13 protein-coding genes and 1 pseudogene are annotated in these 15099 nt (G+C 74.2%); 8 read left to right on the top strand and 6 right to left on the bottom strand.

The window, feature by feature from the left end; all coding sequences use genetic code 11:
• Positions 1-94 precede the first annotated feature (94 nt).
• The gene (locus tag BD833_RS02815; RefSeq protein ID WP_166531569.1) at positions 95-868 is read left to right on the top strand and encodes a fumarylacetoacetate hydrolase family protein; all 774 of its coding nucleotides are present in this window, start codon (positions 95-97) and stop codon (positions 866-868) included.
• 36 nt (positions 869-904) lie between these two features.
• Here the strand turns inward: BD833_RS02815 and BD833_RS02810 are convergent, their stop codons facing one another.
• Entirely contained in the window at positions 905-1573 is a 669-nt protein-coding gene (locus tag BD833_RS02810; RefSeq protein WP_166531568.1) for a TetR/AcrR family transcriptional regulator, read from the bottom strand.
• Positions 1574-1689: 116 nt separating this feature from the next.
• On the opposite strand from BD833_RS02810, the gene BD833_RS02805 reads away from it, so the two are divergent.
• The 7 genes and pseudogenes from BD833_RS02805 to BD833_RS02770 all read left to right on the top strand — a co-directional run bounded on the left by BD833_RS02805 (position 1690) and on the right by BD833_RS02770 (position 10426).
• Complete coding sequence (locus tag BD833_RS02805) at positions 1690-3831, top strand: acetate--CoA ligase family protein (protein ID WP_243737406.1); 2142 nt, start codon at positions 1690-1692, stop codon at positions 3829-3831.
• Between the two features lie 48 nt (positions 3832-3879).
• Positions 3880-4617, top strand: a complete 738-nt coding sequence (locus BD833_RS02800) for an enoyl-CoA hydratase-related protein (protein WP_166531566.1) — start codon at positions 3880-3882, stop codon at positions 4615-4617.
• A gap of 65 nt (positions 4618-4682) precedes the next feature.
• On the top strand, positions 4683-5822 hold the full coding sequence (locus tag BD833_RS02795) for an acyl-CoA dehydrogenase family protein (RefSeq protein WP_166531565.1): 1140 nt from the start codon (positions 4683-4685) through the stop codon (positions 5820-5822).
• Positions 5819-6913: an acyl-CoA dehydrogenase family protein gene (locus BD833_RS02790; RefSeq protein WP_243737405.1), complete on the top strand. Its 1095-nt coding sequence runs from the start codon at positions 5819-5821 to the stop codon at positions 6911-6913. Before BD833_RS02795 ends, BD833_RS02790 begins: the two co-directional genes overlap by 4 nt.
• Positions 6910-8358: pseudogene (locus BD833_RS02785) on the top strand (UGSC family (seleno)protein). Before BD833_RS02790 ends, BD833_RS02785 begins: the two are co-directional and overlap by 4 nt.
• Complete coding sequence (locus BD833_RS02775; RefSeq protein WP_166531562.1) at positions 8355-9383, top strand: hypothetical protein; 1029 nt, start codon at positions 8355-8357, stop codon at positions 9381-9383. Before BD833_RS02785 ends, BD833_RS02775 begins: the two are co-directional and overlap by 4 nt.
• Positions 9380-10426, top strand: a complete 1047-nt coding sequence (locus BD833_RS02770; RefSeq protein ID WP_166531561.1) for a hypothetical protein — start codon at positions 9380-9382, stop codon at positions 10424-10426. The genes BD833_RS02775 and BD833_RS02770 overlap by 4 nt, the downstream gene beginning before the upstream one ends.
• Positions 10427-10435: 9 nt before the next feature.
• Here the strand turns inward: BD833_RS02770 and BD833_RS02765 are convergent, their stop codons facing one another.
• The 5 genes from BD833_RS02765 to BD833_RS02745 form a co-directional block, all read right to left on the bottom strand.
• Positions 10436-11056, bottom strand: coding sequence for a hypothetical protein (locus BD833_RS02765; protein WP_166531560.1), 621 nt, complete (start codon positions 11054-11056; stop codon positions 10436-10438).
• 173 nt (positions 11057-11229) lie between these two features.
• Entirely contained in the window at positions 11230-12774 is a 1545-nt protein-coding gene (locus tag BD833_RS02760; RefSeq protein ID WP_166531559.1) for an HNH endonuclease signature motif containing protein, read from the bottom strand.
• A 39-nt stretch (positions 12775-12813) separates the two neighbouring features.
• Positions 12814-13749, bottom strand: coding sequence for a hypothetical protein (locus BD833_RS02755; protein ID WP_166531558.1), 936 nt, complete (start codon positions 13747-13749; stop codon positions 12814-12816).
• A 1-nt stretch (position 13750) separates the two neighbouring features.
• A complete protein-coding gene (locus BD833_RS02750; protein ID WP_166531557.1) occupies positions 13751-14338 on the bottom strand; it encodes a DUF6318 family protein in 588 nt (195 codons plus the stop codon).
• A 173-nt stretch (positions 14339-14511) separates the two neighbouring features.
• Positions 14512-15099, bottom strand: a complete 588-nt coding sequence (locus BD833_RS02745) for a DUF6318 family protein (RefSeq protein WP_166531556.1) — start codon at positions 15097-15099, stop codon at positions 14512-14514.

Genomic DNA, 15099 nt, shown 5'->3' with positions numbered 1-15099 from the left:
TCGGCCGGGTCGCCGCCTTCCTCGTCTCCGGCGCCAACACCTACCTCACCGGGCAGAACCTGCTCGTCGACGGCGGACTGGTTCGGGCCATCTGATGCGCATCGTCCGATACACCACTCCGGACAACAGCACGCCCGCCTACGGCGCGGTCGAGGGCGAGGGTGACGCCGCCACCGTCGACCGGCTCGAGGGGACGCCCTTCGACGGTGCCCGGCGCACCGGCGAGCGCACGCCGCTGGCCGAGGTCACCCTGCTGGCGCCGGTCGAGCCGAGCAAGGTCGTCGCCCTCGGGCGGAACTACGCCGAGCACGCCAAGGAGCTCGGCAACGAGGTGCCCGCGATCCCGATCGTGTTCCTCAAGCCCTCCACCGCCGTGGTCGGGCCGGACGCCGACGTCCCGTACCCGGCGCTCACCTCCGACCTGCACTACGAGGGCGAGCTGGCCGTCGTCATCGGGAAGCGGTGCGTCGCCGTCGCGGAGGAGGACGTCACCGGCGTCGTCCTCGGCTACACGGTGGCCAACGACCTGACCATGCGGGACATCCAGAAGTCCGAGGGGCAGTGGACCCGCGGCAAGGGCTTCGACGGCTCGTGCCCGCTCGGCCCGTGGGTGGAGACCGAGATCGACCCCTCGGCGCTGTCGCTGAAGTCGACCGTCAACGGCGAGCTGCGGCAGGACGGCACGACCGCCGACATGCTCCGCGACGTCGCGGCGTGCGTCTCCTGGGTCAGCCAGGCGATGACGCTGCTGCCCGGCGACGTGGTGCTGACCGGTACCCCGGCCGGGGTGGGCTCGCTGCAGCGCGGCGACGAGATCGCGGTGACGATCGAGGGCATCGGCACGCTGAGCACCCGCATCACCGGCTGAGCCGCACCCTCGCTGACCCGGCCGGCTGCGGCCGGGTCAGCGAGGAGCCGGCAGCCCCAGCGACTGCGCCCAGAGCCGGGTCATCGCCCGCACCAGGCGCTCCTCGTCGAAGTTCCCGCCGAGCACCAGCCAGTAGTGCACCAGGGCGTTGACCATGGCGACCAGCGCGTGCGCGCTGTACTCGGCGTCCAGGTCGGCGGCGACCAGCCCGGCGGCCTGGAACCCCTCGATGCTGTGCCGCACCCGGCCGACCATGCGCTCGCGGGCCGCCTGCCGGAGGGCGCGCACCTCGGCGTCGAAGGTGGTCACCTGCTCGAACAGGGCCATGAGCGCGGTGTTCTCCCGGTACATCGCCACGAACCGGCGGTTGGCCCGTTCGATGGCGGGAAGGGGGTCCGCGGGCCGGTCGCGGACGCCGCGATCGGTCTCCGCAGCGCTGCCCAGGGAGGCGTAGAGCTCGTCCATGGTCGCCGCGACGAGCGCCCGGAAGACGTCGGTCTTGGACCGGTAGTAGGTGTAGAAGCTGCCGTGGGCGACCCCGGCGGCCGCGGAGATGTCGGTGACCCGGGCGTCGAGGAAGCCGTCCCGCTCGAACACCTCGCGGGCGGCGGCGAGCAGCCGGGCGCGCATCGCGCGGGCCCGCTCGGTGGACGCGCCCTCGACGGCCGGGGCCGCCGGGTCAGTCGTGCGCGGCTGCTGGACCACGGGTACGCCTCCTCGGTCGCCGGGTCGCTGTTGACACTGACATCGACGTCAACTTAGCTGCTGGTGTCCACCCGTCGCCCGCCCGGAAGGCGGTTCCCCGTGACCGTGCCGTCGTGGTGAGCGGGCCGCCCGGTGCCCGCCCCGAGGGGCTCGGCGCGCTGCTGCGTCCGCGGGGGATCGCGCTGCTGGGCATCTCCGGCCGCGCCGAGAACCTCATGTCGCGGCCGCTGCGCTACCTGGTCGAGCACGGCTACACCGGTGGCATCTACCCGGTGAACCCGAACTACGAGGAGCTGGTCGGGCAGCGCTGCTACCCGACGCTGGCCGACGTCCCCGGGCCGGTCGACCTGGTGCTCGTGCTGGTGGCCGCCGACCGCGTCGAGGACGCGATCCGGCAGGCGGCCGCGGTCGGGGCGTCGGCCGCGGTCGTCTACGCCTCCGGCTTCGCCGAGGTGGGCCCGGAGGGGCTGGCCCTGCAGCACCGCCTGGCGGCGGTGGCCCGGGAGACCGGCGTCCGGGTGCTCGGCCCCAACTGCCAGGGCTTCCTCTACGCGCCGACCGGGGTGGTGGCCACCTTCACCGCGGCGGCCGACCGGCCGCTCACCTCCGACAGCGGAGTCGCCTACGTCGGCCAGAGCGGCGCCGTCGGTGGCTCGGTGCTCGACCTGGCCACCGACATGGGCCTGGGCCTCTCGTTCTGGGCTAGCACCGGCAACCAGGCCGACCTCGACCTGGTGGCCGTCTCTTCGGAGCTGCTCGACGACCCGGCCGTCCGGGTGCTCATGCTCTACGTCGAGGCCACCGACGACGGGCAGGCCTACGCCGCGCTCACCCGCCGGGCGCGCGAGACCGGCACCCAGCTGGTGGTGCTCCGCTCCGGGCGGTCGAGCGCCGGTCGCCGCGCGGTGGCCAGCCACACCGGCTCCATGCTGGGCGACGACGTCGCCTTCGTGCTGACGTCCGAGGACTCCGGCGTGGTGCTGGTGAACGACATCGACGAGCTGCTGTCGGTGGCCGCGCTGCTGTCCACCGGCCGGCGGTCGGAGGGGCGGCGGGTCGCCGTCGTCACCACCTCCGGGGGCGCCGGCAGCCTGGCGGCCGACCAGTGCGAGGACCTCGGCCTGGAGATGCCCGAGCTGTCGGCCGACACCCAGGACCGGCTGCGCCCGCTGATCCCGGCGTTCGGCGCGCTCGCCAACCCTGTCGACGTCACCGCCCAGCTGTTCAACCGGGGTGCGCACGCGTTCGGCGACGTCTGCCGGATCGTCGCCGACGACCCGTCGGTGGACGCGATCGCGGTCTTCGTGACGATGGTGGTCGGCGACGCGGGCGCCCGGCTGGCCGAGGACCTGGTGGTGACGGCGGCCAAGCTGCCGGTGCCGCTGCTGGTCGGCTGGATCGCCGGCCAGGAGCTGACCGTCGAGGGCCGGCGGGTGTTCCGCGAGGCGGGCATCCCGGTGTTCGGCTCGGTCGGCGACGTCGCCCGGGCCGCCGCCCGCATGGCACCACCGGCCCACCGGGGCAGCGCGCCGGCCCTGCCGTCGCCGCCCGAGGTGCCGGCCGGCCGGGTCCGCGAGCTGCTGGCCGCCGATGTCGTCGACGGGCCGGAGCTGCTGCGCGCGATCGGCATCGCGCAGCCGTCGTCGACGCTGGTCACCACACCGGAGGCTGCCCGCGACGCGGTGGCGGCGCTGCCGGGGCCGGGGGTGCTCAAGCTGGCCGCCGGCGACCTGGCGCACAAGAGCGAGGTCGGCGGCGTGCGGGTCGGCGTGCCGGCCGACGACGCCGCGGCGGTCTTCACCGAGCTGGTCGAGGCGGCCCGCCGGCACCACGTCCCGGACGTCGAGGGCGTGCTGGTGCAGGAACTCATCCCGCCGGGCACCGAACTGATCCTGGCCGCGACCGCCGGCCGGGACGGCTTCCCACCGGTGATCACCGTCGGCCTCGGGGGGATCACCACCGAGCTGTACCGCGACATCGCCTCCGGGCTGGCCCCGGTGACCCCGGAGCGCGCCTGGTCGATGCTGCGTGGCCTGCGCGCCTGGCCGCTGCTGGCCGGCTTCCGCGGTGCCCCGCCGGCCGACGTCGCCGCTGCCGTCGACGCGGTGGTGCGGCTGTCGCAGGCCGCCGTCGCCGGTGGCGAGCGGCTCGCCGAGTTCGAGATCAACCCCCTGATCGTCGGGGCCAGGGGCGGTGGGGCGACCGCTGTCGACGTACTGGTACGCACGACCGGGCACCGCGCCCCGCTCGGTGAGTAGCAGGACCGGGCACAGCACGTCCGACAACAGAGAGGCAGGGCTTCCCCCGTGGGACAGGTACAGCTGGAGAAGAGGGGCGGCGTCGCCGTCCTCACCGTCGACAACGTCGAGGTGAAGAACGGGCTGACGCCCGAGATGGGGATGCAGCTGTCGGAGCTGTGCGACGACATCGACCGCGACCCGGCCATGGGCGCCGCCGTCGTCCTGGGCAAGGGCGGCACGTTCTGCTCCGGCGCCGACCGCCGGCGCTGGACGGCCGGCGCCGACCAGGCCGAGGACAAGACCTACAAGGAGCTCGGCGCGGTCTACCAGGCGTTCCGCCGGGTCGGCCTGCTGCAGGTGCCGACGATCGCCGCCGTCCGCGGCGCGGCGGTGGGCGCCGGCATCAACCTGGCGCTCTCCACCGACCTGCGGATCGTCTCGGAGACGGCGCGGCTGATGGCCGGCTTCCTGCGCATCGGCCTGCACCCCGGTGGCGGGTACTTCACGATCAGCTCCCGGACGGCGGGCCGCGAGGCCACCGCCGCGATGGGGCTGTTCGGCGAGGAGATCGACGGCGTGCGCGCCGCGGAGATCGGCATGGCGTGGAAGGCCGTGCCGGACGACCAGGTCGAGGAGCTCGCGTTCGAGCTGGCCGGCCGGGCCGCGAAGGACCCGGAGCTGGCCCGCGAGGCCGCCCGCTCCTTCCGCACGGAGGCCGGTCCGCCCGGGATCGGCTGGGAGGCCGCGCTGCACTTCGAGCGGGCCACCCAGATGTGGTCCCAGCGGCGGCGCGAGACCGCCTGACGAGCCCCCGCCGGGTCGCCGAGTCCCGGCGGCCCGGCGGGCTCCCGACCGAAGGAGGTCCGGCGATGCAGTTCAGCGCCACCACGCTCAGCCCCGCCGAGGAGAAGTTGCGCGCCGAGGTGCGCGACTTCCTCGCCGAGCAGCTGCCGCCGGACCACCGGCCCGCGCTCGGGTTCGCCGGTCGGCACGACCCGGCCTTCTCCCGCACGCTGGCCGCCCGCGGCTGGGTGGGCATGGCGATCCCGCCCGAGTACGGCGGCCACGGCCGCAGCGCGGTGGACCGGTTCGTCGTCGCCGAGGAGCTGCTGGCCGCCGGCGCACCGATCGGCGCGCACTTCGTCGCCGACCGGCAGACCGGGCCGGCCCTGCTGCACTACGGCACGGAAGAGCAGCGGCGCCGGTTCCTGCCAGGTATCGCGGCCGGGGAGGTCTACTTCTCCCTCGGCATGAGCGAGCCCGACTCCGGCTCCGACCTGGCGTCGGTGCGCACCCGGGCGACGAAGGTCGACGGCGGCTGGACGGTCACCGGCACCAAGGTGTGGACCAGCGAGGCGCACCGCAACCACTGGTTCGCCGTCCTCTGCCGCACCTCCCCGATGGAGGAGGGGCGCAAGCACGCCGGGCTCTCCCAGCTGATCGTCGACCTGCACGCCGAGGGCGTCACCGTCTCGCCGATCCCGTTCCTGGACGGCTCGCACCACTTCAACGAGGTGGCGCTGGAGGACGTCTTCGTGCCCGACGACATGGTGCTCGGCGAGATCGGCTCGGGCTGGCAGCAGGTGACCAGCGAGCTGGCCTACGAGCGCAGCGGCCCCGACCGCTGGCTGTCGACGTTCCCGGTGCTGCGCGAGTTCGTCCGCGAGCACGCCGGCCCGGCGGTGCGCGACGACGCGGCCGCCGTGATCGGCCGGTTCGCCGCGCGGTTCTGGGCGATCCGGCAGATGTCGCTGTCGGTGGCCCGCGCCCTGGACGCCGGGCAGGCGCCGGCGGTCGAGGCAGCGCTGGTCAAGGAGGTCGGCACCCGGTTCGAGCAGGACCTCGTCGAGGCGCTGCGGGTCGCCGCCGAGACCGAACTGGACCAGGGCACCGGCACGCTGTTCCAGCGACTGCTCGCCGAGGCGGTGCTGACCTCGCCCAAGGTCACGCTGCAGGGCGGGACGACGGAGATCCTGCGGTCCGTGGCCGCGAAGGGACTGGGCTCGTGAGCGCCACCGACGCCGGCACCGACCGCGCCATGCTCACCGAGGTCGCCACCGGGATCCTGCGCGACCTGTGCACCCCCGAGGACGTCGTCGCCGCCGAGGCGACCGGCTGGAGCGACCGGCTGTGGGGCGCGCTGGAGGCCTCGGGCTTCCCGTACGTCTCGGTGCCCGAGGCGGCCGGCGGCTCGGGTGGCGACGTCGCCGACGCCTGCGCCCTGCTCGCCGTGGCCGGCCGGTTCGCCGCGCCGGTGCCGCTCGCCGAGGCGGGGCTGACCGGCGGGTGGCTGCTGGCGTCGGCCGGCCTGGAGCTCCCGGACGGCCCGCTGACGGTGCCGGCCGGTCGGCCCGGCGACGTGGCGGCGCTCTCCGGCGGCCCCGGGGCGTGGCGGCTGACCGGGCGGCTGACGCGGGTGCCGTGGGGCGGCCGCAGCACCCGGGTGGCGCTGCTGGCCACCGGCGGCGGGACGTCCTACGTCGTCTCGGCGCCGACCGCCGCGGCCCGGGTGACTCCCGGCCGCAACCTCGCCGCGGAGCCGCGGGACGACCTCGCCTGGGACGACGTGCCGCTGGCCGCCGGCACCGTCGCGCCGGCACCGGCGGGCGTGGACGACCTGGCGCTGCGGCTGCGCGGCGCGCTCGGCCGGGCGGCGCTGATCTCGGGCGCGCTGGCCCGGGTGGCCGAGCTGACCGTGCGCTACACCGGGGAGCGGGAGCAGTTCGGCCGGCCGATCGCCCGCTTCCAGGCGGTGCAGGCGCACCTGGTGACCATCGCCGAGGAGGCCCAGCTGGCAGGCCTCGCCGTGCAGGTGGCCGCGGGCAACGCGCGGCCGGAGCCCGGGTTCTTCGACGTCGCGGCGGCCAAGGCGGTGACCGGCGAGGCGGCGACCGTCGCCGCCCGGGCGTCGCACCAGGCGCACGGCGCGATCGGCATGACGAAGGAGTACGAGCTGGGCCAGCTCACCCGTCGGCTGTGGTCGTGGCGGGACGAGTTCGGCAGCGAGCGGTACTGGAACCGGCAGCTCGGCCGGCGGCTGGCCGCCGACGGCCCCGACCGGCTGTGGCCGCGGATCTCGACGGGACTGGGAGAGACATGAGCAGCGACTGGGACGTGGCCGTCGTCGGCGCCGGTGTGGCGGGGCTGACCGCGGCGCGGGTGGCGGCGCAGGCCGGGCTGCGGGTGGTGGCCTACGACCGGATGGCGCCGGGCGGGCAGCTGGTCAACCTGACCGCGCTGCACGACGTGCCGGGTCCGGGGGAGGTCACGCCGTCGGCCGAGCTGCTGGGCCGGCTGGTGGCCGCGGCCGAGGCGGCCGGGGTGACGATGTCGTTCGCCGAGGTCACCCGGGTGCACGCCGGGGCCTCACCGCGGCTGGAGACCTCCGAGGGGGAGGTCGGCGCCGGTGCCGTGGTGGTGGCGACCGGGCTGAGCGCCGGGCGGCTGGGGCTGCCCGGCGAGGAGCTGCTGGTCGGCCGGGGGATCTCCACCTGCGCCGGCTGCGACGGGCCGCTGTTCCGCGGGCGGGCGGTGGCGGTCGTCGGCGACGACGACTGGACCGCCGAGGAGGCGCTGGAGCTGGCCGAGGTGGCCGCCGCGGTGACGGTGCTGGTGCCGGGGCGGCCGGGCTGGTCGGCTGAGCGGGCCGCGCGGCTGGCGGCTTCCGGGCGGATCGAGGTGCTGACCGGTGCGACGGTGACGGCGCTGCGCGGCGAGGGGGTGCTCTCCGGCGTCGTCGTCGCGACGTCGGGAGGGGAGCGGGAGCTGGCCGTCGACGGGCTGTTCCCCTATGTCGGGCGGCGGGGGCCGGGCGCGCTGGTCGACGGGGTGGCGACGGACGAGTCGGGCCGGGTGCGCACCGACGACGGCGTGCGCACCGCCGTCCCGACGGTGTTCGTGGCGGGCGACGCGCGCTCCGGCGCTCCCGACTCGGTGCCGTCGGCGGAGGCCGACGGGGCGGCCGCCGGTGCGGCGGCGGTGGCGGCGCTGCGTCCGGCGGCCGGCCGCGGACTGCGGATCGTCGACCCGACGTTCGGTGTGCAGCCGGCCGGCTCCGCGGCCGAGATCCTGTCCGGGGGGACGGCGGAGTGGACCGAGGTCGCGCTGTTCTCCAACTCCAAGCCCAACGCCACCGAGCTGCTGCGCGGGGTGGGGGAGCGGTTGCAGGCGCACTGGGAGCTGCCGGAGATCGGGTTCGCCAGCAAGCCGAACGCGTCGGCGGCGGCCGACAAGGACGTCATCGACTGGCTCTCGCAGCGCTACAAGATGGTGCTGGTGGCGGTCGGTGATTAGGGCTCGTGCTCGTCGTGGAGTCTCCACGACTCGGTGGAACTGGAGAAGCGTGGCGTCGTGGCACCGCTGCTGGTGACCTCGACCTTCCTGCCCCTGGTGGAGGCGCAGGCGAAGGCCCGGCGGGTGACGCCGCGGGTCGTCGTCGTGCCGCATCCGGTCGGCGGGCTGAACGAGGCGGAGCTGGCGGAGCGGATCGAGGCCGCGGCCGGTGCGCTGCTGCCGCTGGCCGACGAGGCGCGGGGGAGCGCATGAGCGAGGTGATCGAGCTCCCGGGCGTCACCGAGGAGAACTGGCACGAGCTGGCCTGGGAGCGTGGCTGGGGCGACGGGCTGCCGACGGTGCCGCCCACGCCGGCGCGGGTGGCGGCGGCGCTGGCGGCGCTCGAGGGGATCGACCTGGAGCTGGGGCCGGTGCCGCCTTCGGGGCTGGTGCCGACCCCGGAGAGCTTCGCGGCGAACGCGGTGATGGCCGGGTGCCGGCCGGGCGACCTGCCGGTGGTGCTGGCGGCGGTGCGGGCGCTGCTCGCGCCGGAGTACAACCTGCACGGCGTGCTGGCGACGACGCACCCGTGCGCGCCGCTGGTGGTCGTCGGTGGACCGGTGCGGGCGGCCGTCGGGCTGAACTCCGGGGGCAACTGCTTCGGGCAGGGGACGCGGGCCAACGCCGTCATCGGCCGGGCGGTGCAGCTGGTCACCACGCACATCGGTGGCGCCCGGCCGGGTTCGATGGACCGGTCGACCCAGGGGACGCCGGCGAAGTACTCGTGGTGCTTCGGGGAGAACGAGGAGGAGAGCCCGTTCGAGCCGTTCTCGGTGCGCCGCGGGTTCGCGCCGGGGGAGTCGGCGGTGACGGTGGCGGCGTGCGAGGGGCCGCACAACATCAACGACCACGGGTCGACGACGGGGCTCGGCCTGCTCATGACCATCGCCGGGACGATGACCGCCGCCGGGTCGAACAACGTGTACGTGAAGGGCCCGCACTTCCTCGTGCTGGGGCCGGAGCACGCGGCGACGCTGCACCGCGACGGGTGGACGGTCGAGGCGATCCGCGACTGGCTGTGGGAGCGGGCGCGGATCCCGGTGGCGCAGTTCTCCGAGGAGAACCGCCGGCAGTTCGAGGACTGGGGCGTGAAGCCCGACGGGGACCAGTACACGGTGAGCACCGGGTCGGAGATGCTGCACGTGCTCGTGGCCGGCGGAGCGGGGAAGCACTCGGCGTGGATCCCGTCGTTCGGGGCGACGGCGGCGGTGTCGCGCGCGGTGCCGGTCGGCCGGTGACCGCGGCAGAGCTGCCGCTCGTCCCCGACGACGCCGACCCGGCAGCGGTGCTGGGCGAGCTGCTGGCGGCCGGGCACGGGGACGGGCTGCCGGTGGTGCCGCCGACGCCCGGCCGGCTCGAGGCGATGCTGGCCGGGGTGGCGGCGCCGGACGTGGAGCTGGGGCAGGTGCCGCCGCTGTTCGGGGCACTCACCGTGCGGGCGGTGGGCTGGTACGCGGTGCTGGCCGGGTGCGTGCCCGCGGAGCTGCCGGTGGTGGTGGCGGCGTGCCGGGCGGCGCTGGACGACTCGGTCAACCTGCTGGGGCTCTCGACGACGACCGGTGCGCCGGCGGTGGCGGTGCTGGTGCACGGGCCGGTCGCGCGCCGGCTGGGCATGACGGCGGGCGCGGGCGGGCTCGGCACGGGGAACCGGGCGAACGCCTGCATCGGGCGGGCGGTGTCGATGGCGCTGGCCGGGATCGGCGGCGCGACCACGGGGCTCACCGACATGGCGACGATCGGCCAGCCGGCGAAGTACACCTGCTGCACGGCGGAGCACTCGCGCCCGCTGCCGTCGCTGGCGCAGCGCCGGGGGCTGGGGGTGGACGTCGACGCGGTGACGGTGCTCGGGGCGGGAGCCACCGTGGAGGTGCTGCCGGGGGAGGGCTACCGGGAGCCGCCGTCGGTGCTGGGCCCGGCCGCGGCGGCGATGGCCGGGGTGGTGCTGGCGATGGGTGATCCCGCGCGCGGCGCGCTCGGTGAGCAGTTCCTGCTGCTTCCGCCGGAGCCGGCGGAGCTGCTGGCGATGCACGGCTGGGGCCACGAGCGGATCGCTGCGTTCCTGTTCGAGCAGGCCAGCGCGTTGCTGGAGGTGGCGTCGTCGTCGCTGGCCTTCCGGGCCGGGGTGCCGGCGTACGCGGCGCCCGGGCTGCGGGTGGCCGCGTCGGCGGCGGACGTGCACGTGGTCGTGACCGGGGGAGCGGGCGTGAAGATGCTGCTGCTGCCGACGTGGATGGGTGGCTCCCGGTCGGTGACCGCGCCGGTGCTGCAGCTCGGGAGCTGAGCTTTGCCGTCAGACGGTCTCGGGGACGTGCAGGTGGGCGACGACCAGCTCGAAGGTGGCGACCTCGACCAGCTGGGCGCCCATGAGCCGGCTGAACTCCTGGCGCAGCTCGGTGGCGCGGTCGAGGGCGGCCTGCATGGATTCCCGGCTGTCGTAGGTGACGGCGGTGGAGCTGCGGCCCTGGGGCGGGTCGACGAGCATGCTGACCGAGCAGAAGCCAGGAATGTCCTGGAGGCGGGGCACCATGCTCACCCCGAACGCGTCGACCATGTGGTCCAGGCGGTCGGGGCGGCCGCGCGTCCACGTGACTCGGGTGCAGGCCCCCTCCGGTGCCGGGTGCAGCCGGTGCAGCACGGCGATGGTCCACTCCTCGTGCACGGCGGTGCCGGCCAGGATGTCGGCGGCCCGGGCGCGCATGCCCTTCACCTCGTTGGCGCTGCGGTGCAGGGCGGCGCGGTCCTCCCAGGCGCTGGTGGTGACGCATCTGCCCGAGTGCCGGTCGGCGAGCATGCTTAGGCCGACGAATCCGTCCATGCCCATGACGGCGGGCAGGACCTTGTCCCGGACGAAGACGATGCCGCGGTCGACGTTCGCCGGGTCGCCGGTGATGGTGGTGGAGCGCGCGTACATGCGACGGTTCCTCTCGCGAGCAGGCGAGCCCCGGACGGCATCGCCGCCCCGCTCACTCTCCTCGCTCGGCCACTCGTTGTCACCGGTTCCGGACGCGCTGGTTCCGTCGCTCGGGAGCGCCGTCACTCGGCAGGTCCGTCACTCAGCAGGCCGTGGCTCAGCCGTTCCCTCGGTCAGCAGTACTGCGGGTCGGGCGGGTGCTGCTCGTCGAGCCAGGGTGGGTCGGGCTCCGGATCGTGGCACCAGCCCGGTGGCCGGGTGACCCGGGAGACGCCGCTCGGCGTGCGGACGACCAGCCGCCCGTCGTCGAGCAGCTCGAAGTGCCAGCCGCGGGCGAAGGTCTTGATGCGGTGGTGCCGGCGGCAAAGGCAGCAGAGGTTCCAGCAGTCCGTCGGCCCACCATCGGCGTGTGCGATGCCGTGGTCGATGTCGCAGCGACCGGCCCGGCGACGGCATCCCGGCATCCGGCAGTGCCGGTCACGCGTGCGGACGAACCGTTGTTGGCCGGCGGCGGGCCGGTAGGCAGAGACGCCCGGGGGTGGGCGAATGCCGGGGCCGTCGGTGGTCGGTCCGTCGGTGGTCGCGTCGTCGGTCGGCGGGCCGTCGGTGGCCGGTTCGCCGGGCCCGCCGCGACGCCTGCGCCGACGCCGGCTTCCGCCGGCCCGCTGCAGCTCTCTGCGGGTGGCCACGGCGACGAGCCGGCCGGTGACCGGGTCCTCAACGGCCACCCGGACGCAGCCGCCGGCGGGCGCGGCCCCGATCCCGAGCATGCCGAGCTCCCGGAGGAGTTCCCGGCACTGCGCCGCGGTGACGACCTCCCCGGCGATCTCGGCGGCCGGCTGAGGCGAGGGGTCGGCCGGCTCCTGGTCGGCCAGCGCGGCTAGCGGCGCATGGATCGTGAGCTGGGCGGTGACCGGTGGCCGGGAGGTGTCCCAGGGCCGCAGGATGAGGTCGGCGGCAACGGCTGCGCGGATGACGCCGATGGGCCGCTGGTCGCCGTCGGCACGCAGCAGCTGGGCGTACTGGTCGATGGCGTCGACGCAGGCGGCGGCCTGCGGGACCGGGAGGTCGACGACGACCTGGCTCATGCCGTCGCCCGTGGGACGCGCCGTGACGTTGGCCCGGCGGGCCGCCTCGCGCCGGCGCCGCTCGAGCGCCTCGGCGTCGAGTTCGGTGAGCGCGCGGCGGATGCGGTAGCGGAGCTGCGGCACGGTGAGCCGGCCGGCGTCCGGAAGTACTCGCCGCTCCACCTCCTCCACCACCGCGGGCTTGACCCTGCCGAGGAGGTCGACCAGGGCCCGCATCTTCCGCACGTCGATCTCGCCGGCGTACAAGGCGTTCCACGTGCCGACGAGAGTGGTGGTGAGCAGGATCGACTCGACGGCCAGGAACTCGGCCTCCGTCTCGGTGCAGCCGCGGATGAGCGCGAGCTCGGAGACGAAGGTGTCGCTGACCTGGGTCAGCACCGGGTTCTGCCGGAGGCGGCTGTCCAGGCCGGGGCCGCCGACCCGACCGAACTCGCGGTCACGTTCGATCGAGCGGCGTCGGGCGAGGGCCGCGATGGCCTCCGCGCGCTGGGCCGCGTGCCGCGACTCGCGGGCGTCGGCGGCCCAGATGTCGGCGACGAGCTCCAGGTCGCTCGACATCGGAGCCGGGTCGGGCACGACCTGGATGCGGTCGCCGTCATCCGGCTCGCGAGGGGGCCCCAGGTCCAACACACCTGCACCGTAGGACCGACCTCTGACAGTTTTCGCAGGTCAGTCGTAAGGGTTGGTGAGGACGGTGCGGGCTTGGCGGACGTCGAAGGTGACGGGCGGTCCGTCGGTGGTGGTGGTTCCGGGGACGTCGGCTGCGGTGCTGCCGTTGACGGTGAAGGTGGCGCCCCAGGTGACCGTGAGGTGAGCCGTGTAGGTGCCGGTTCGGTAGTCGTGCTCGATCGTCTGATCCGGATAGGGCTGGCCGGGGTCGGTGGTCACGATCTGGCCGGTGGGGTCGCCGGTGTGCCAGGTGAACTGTTCGGCGGTGGCCTGGATGACGACTTGGAAGCCGCGGATGTCGACGGTGAAGGTCTGGGTGGTGGGGGAGTCGGTGTAGAAGATGACCGGCAGGCCGGTCAGCCCGTCGCCGGGTGGCTGGTGCTGGGTGACCAGTTCAGGTAGCGGCAGGGTCTGGAAGTAGCGGAACACCTCGGCCGGTGACGGCGGTGGGTTCAGTGCCGTGATGTCGATGCACCCTCGCGCTCCGACGATCCACGGTCCGACGGGCGTCCCCACCGGCGCGCCGTCGGTGGGGAAGCCGTCGGTCGTCACGGTGCCGCCGTCCGGGTTTCCGTCGCCGTCGACGTCCGGGCCAGGTAGCGCCAGGCGTCGCTGCTCGGGAACGAGATCCTCGACGACGCGGTCCGGTGGCGCGGGGCATTCGCGGAAGTCGCTGGCCCGGCAACCGCCGTTTTCCCGGTCATCGACGACACACGGGTGCGACAGCCGGTAGGTGTAGGGGTGGTTGGGCGGAGGGCTGTTCGAGGCAACCCCGGATCCGCCCGGCCCCTGCTCCAGGTAGGCCGCCGTGAGCGCGCCCTGGCCCGTCGTCACGACGGGGTCGTCGCAGTCGAGTCCTACGCAGGCCTGAGCGACCGATGCATTGACCACGATCCACGCTGCCAAGACACACAGGGTGATGGCCAGCCTTCGCATCTCAGCCCACCGTCAGACCGGTCATCACCCAGCTCTGGACGTCGTCCTTCCAGAGAAGGGTCGCTCCCGACCGCAGCTCTTGGGGTGTCGCCGCTGATCGGTCCGGGACGACCTGCCCGGCAGGGTCCACCGCGGTGATCGGGCCTTGCACGTACGCGAACCCAACTTCGGCCGTATCGCCGTTGATCAGGGCCGGGCCGTACTCGTCGAACTCGTACTCGTAGTCCCGGTAGCTGTACTGGGCAGCGAGGTCCGCTTCGAACGACTGAGCGATACGGATGCACGTGCGACAGTCCTGGCTCAAATCCACCAGGGGCGTCGGATCTGCGGAGTTGAGTGCCAGGTGCTTGGTGAGAGCGACGTAGTAACGAACGAACTCAACAGCACCATCGGGCGTCTCCGCACGCGCTTCTTGAGGAACCGGGAAGTCAGCCGGCCCGAGCGGCGGGAGCTCCGGCGTGGTCTCGGTTGCCGAAGGCGTCGGGAGGGTGGTGCTGGCCTCCTGCTTCTCCGAGCAGCCGGTGAGCGCGAGCGCCCCCACGGCCAGGGCGAGCGACGTCCGGACCAGGCCCCCACGGAGATCACGCACAGCGGGAGACTACGCACGGTGGGGACGTATCCGGTTCCGTAACTGTGGACAGACAGCGATTCGCCGCCGGATCGGGTGACCGGCCCACGTTCTCGCCGGCCAGATGGCGAAGACCGCGCCCGGCCCGGAGCGCGTCGAACGTCAACGCTGGATCGCGAGATGGCGGTGCTGCATCAGCCGAACGTCAGGGAGGTCATCCGCCACGACGTGGAGGTGGGATCCCAGGCGAGGGTGACGTCGGCTGGGACGCCGACGAACGCGTCGGAACTCCCCCTCTCCAGGCGAGCACCCGAGGCATCCAGCACCGCCAGGGCTGTCTGGTCGAGGCGGAGGGTCACTTCCGCCTGGTCGCCGGTAACCAGTGGCGGTGCCACCTCGGTGAGCGTGATCTCGCCGCCCTCGTACCGGTATCCCGATCGGGCGCTCAGCTCCGCGTTGGACGCGATGCGGTCGCAGCCCTGGCAGTCGGCGCTCAGTTGACGGAGCGGCCGAGCGTCCAACGTCGTCGACATGCGGTTGACCAGATCGAAGTAGTAGCGGACGAAGCTCTCCGCACCGTCGGGGGTCTTCTCGCGGGCTTCCTCGGGCATCAGAATGTCCTCGGGCCCGATCGGCGGCAGCTCCGGCGGCGTCTCGCCGGCTGATGACGTCGGGCTGGTGATGCGGGTCTCGTGTTGCTCCGAGCACCCGGTGAGGGTCACCGTCGCGAGGAGGATGCAGCCGAGTGCTGCATGGATCAGGCCGTTCCGATGGTCACGCAT

Origin of the sequence: Blastococcus xanthinilyticus (assembly GCF_008124835.1) — a bacterium.
Taxonomy (GTDB): Bacteria; Actinomycetota; Actinomycetes; order Mycobacteriales; family Geodermatophilaceae; genus Blastococcus; species Blastococcus xanthinilyticus.
The sequence above is the reverse complement of the archived record's forward strand: the minus strand, read 5'-3'. Positions and strand labels throughout refer to the sequence as shown.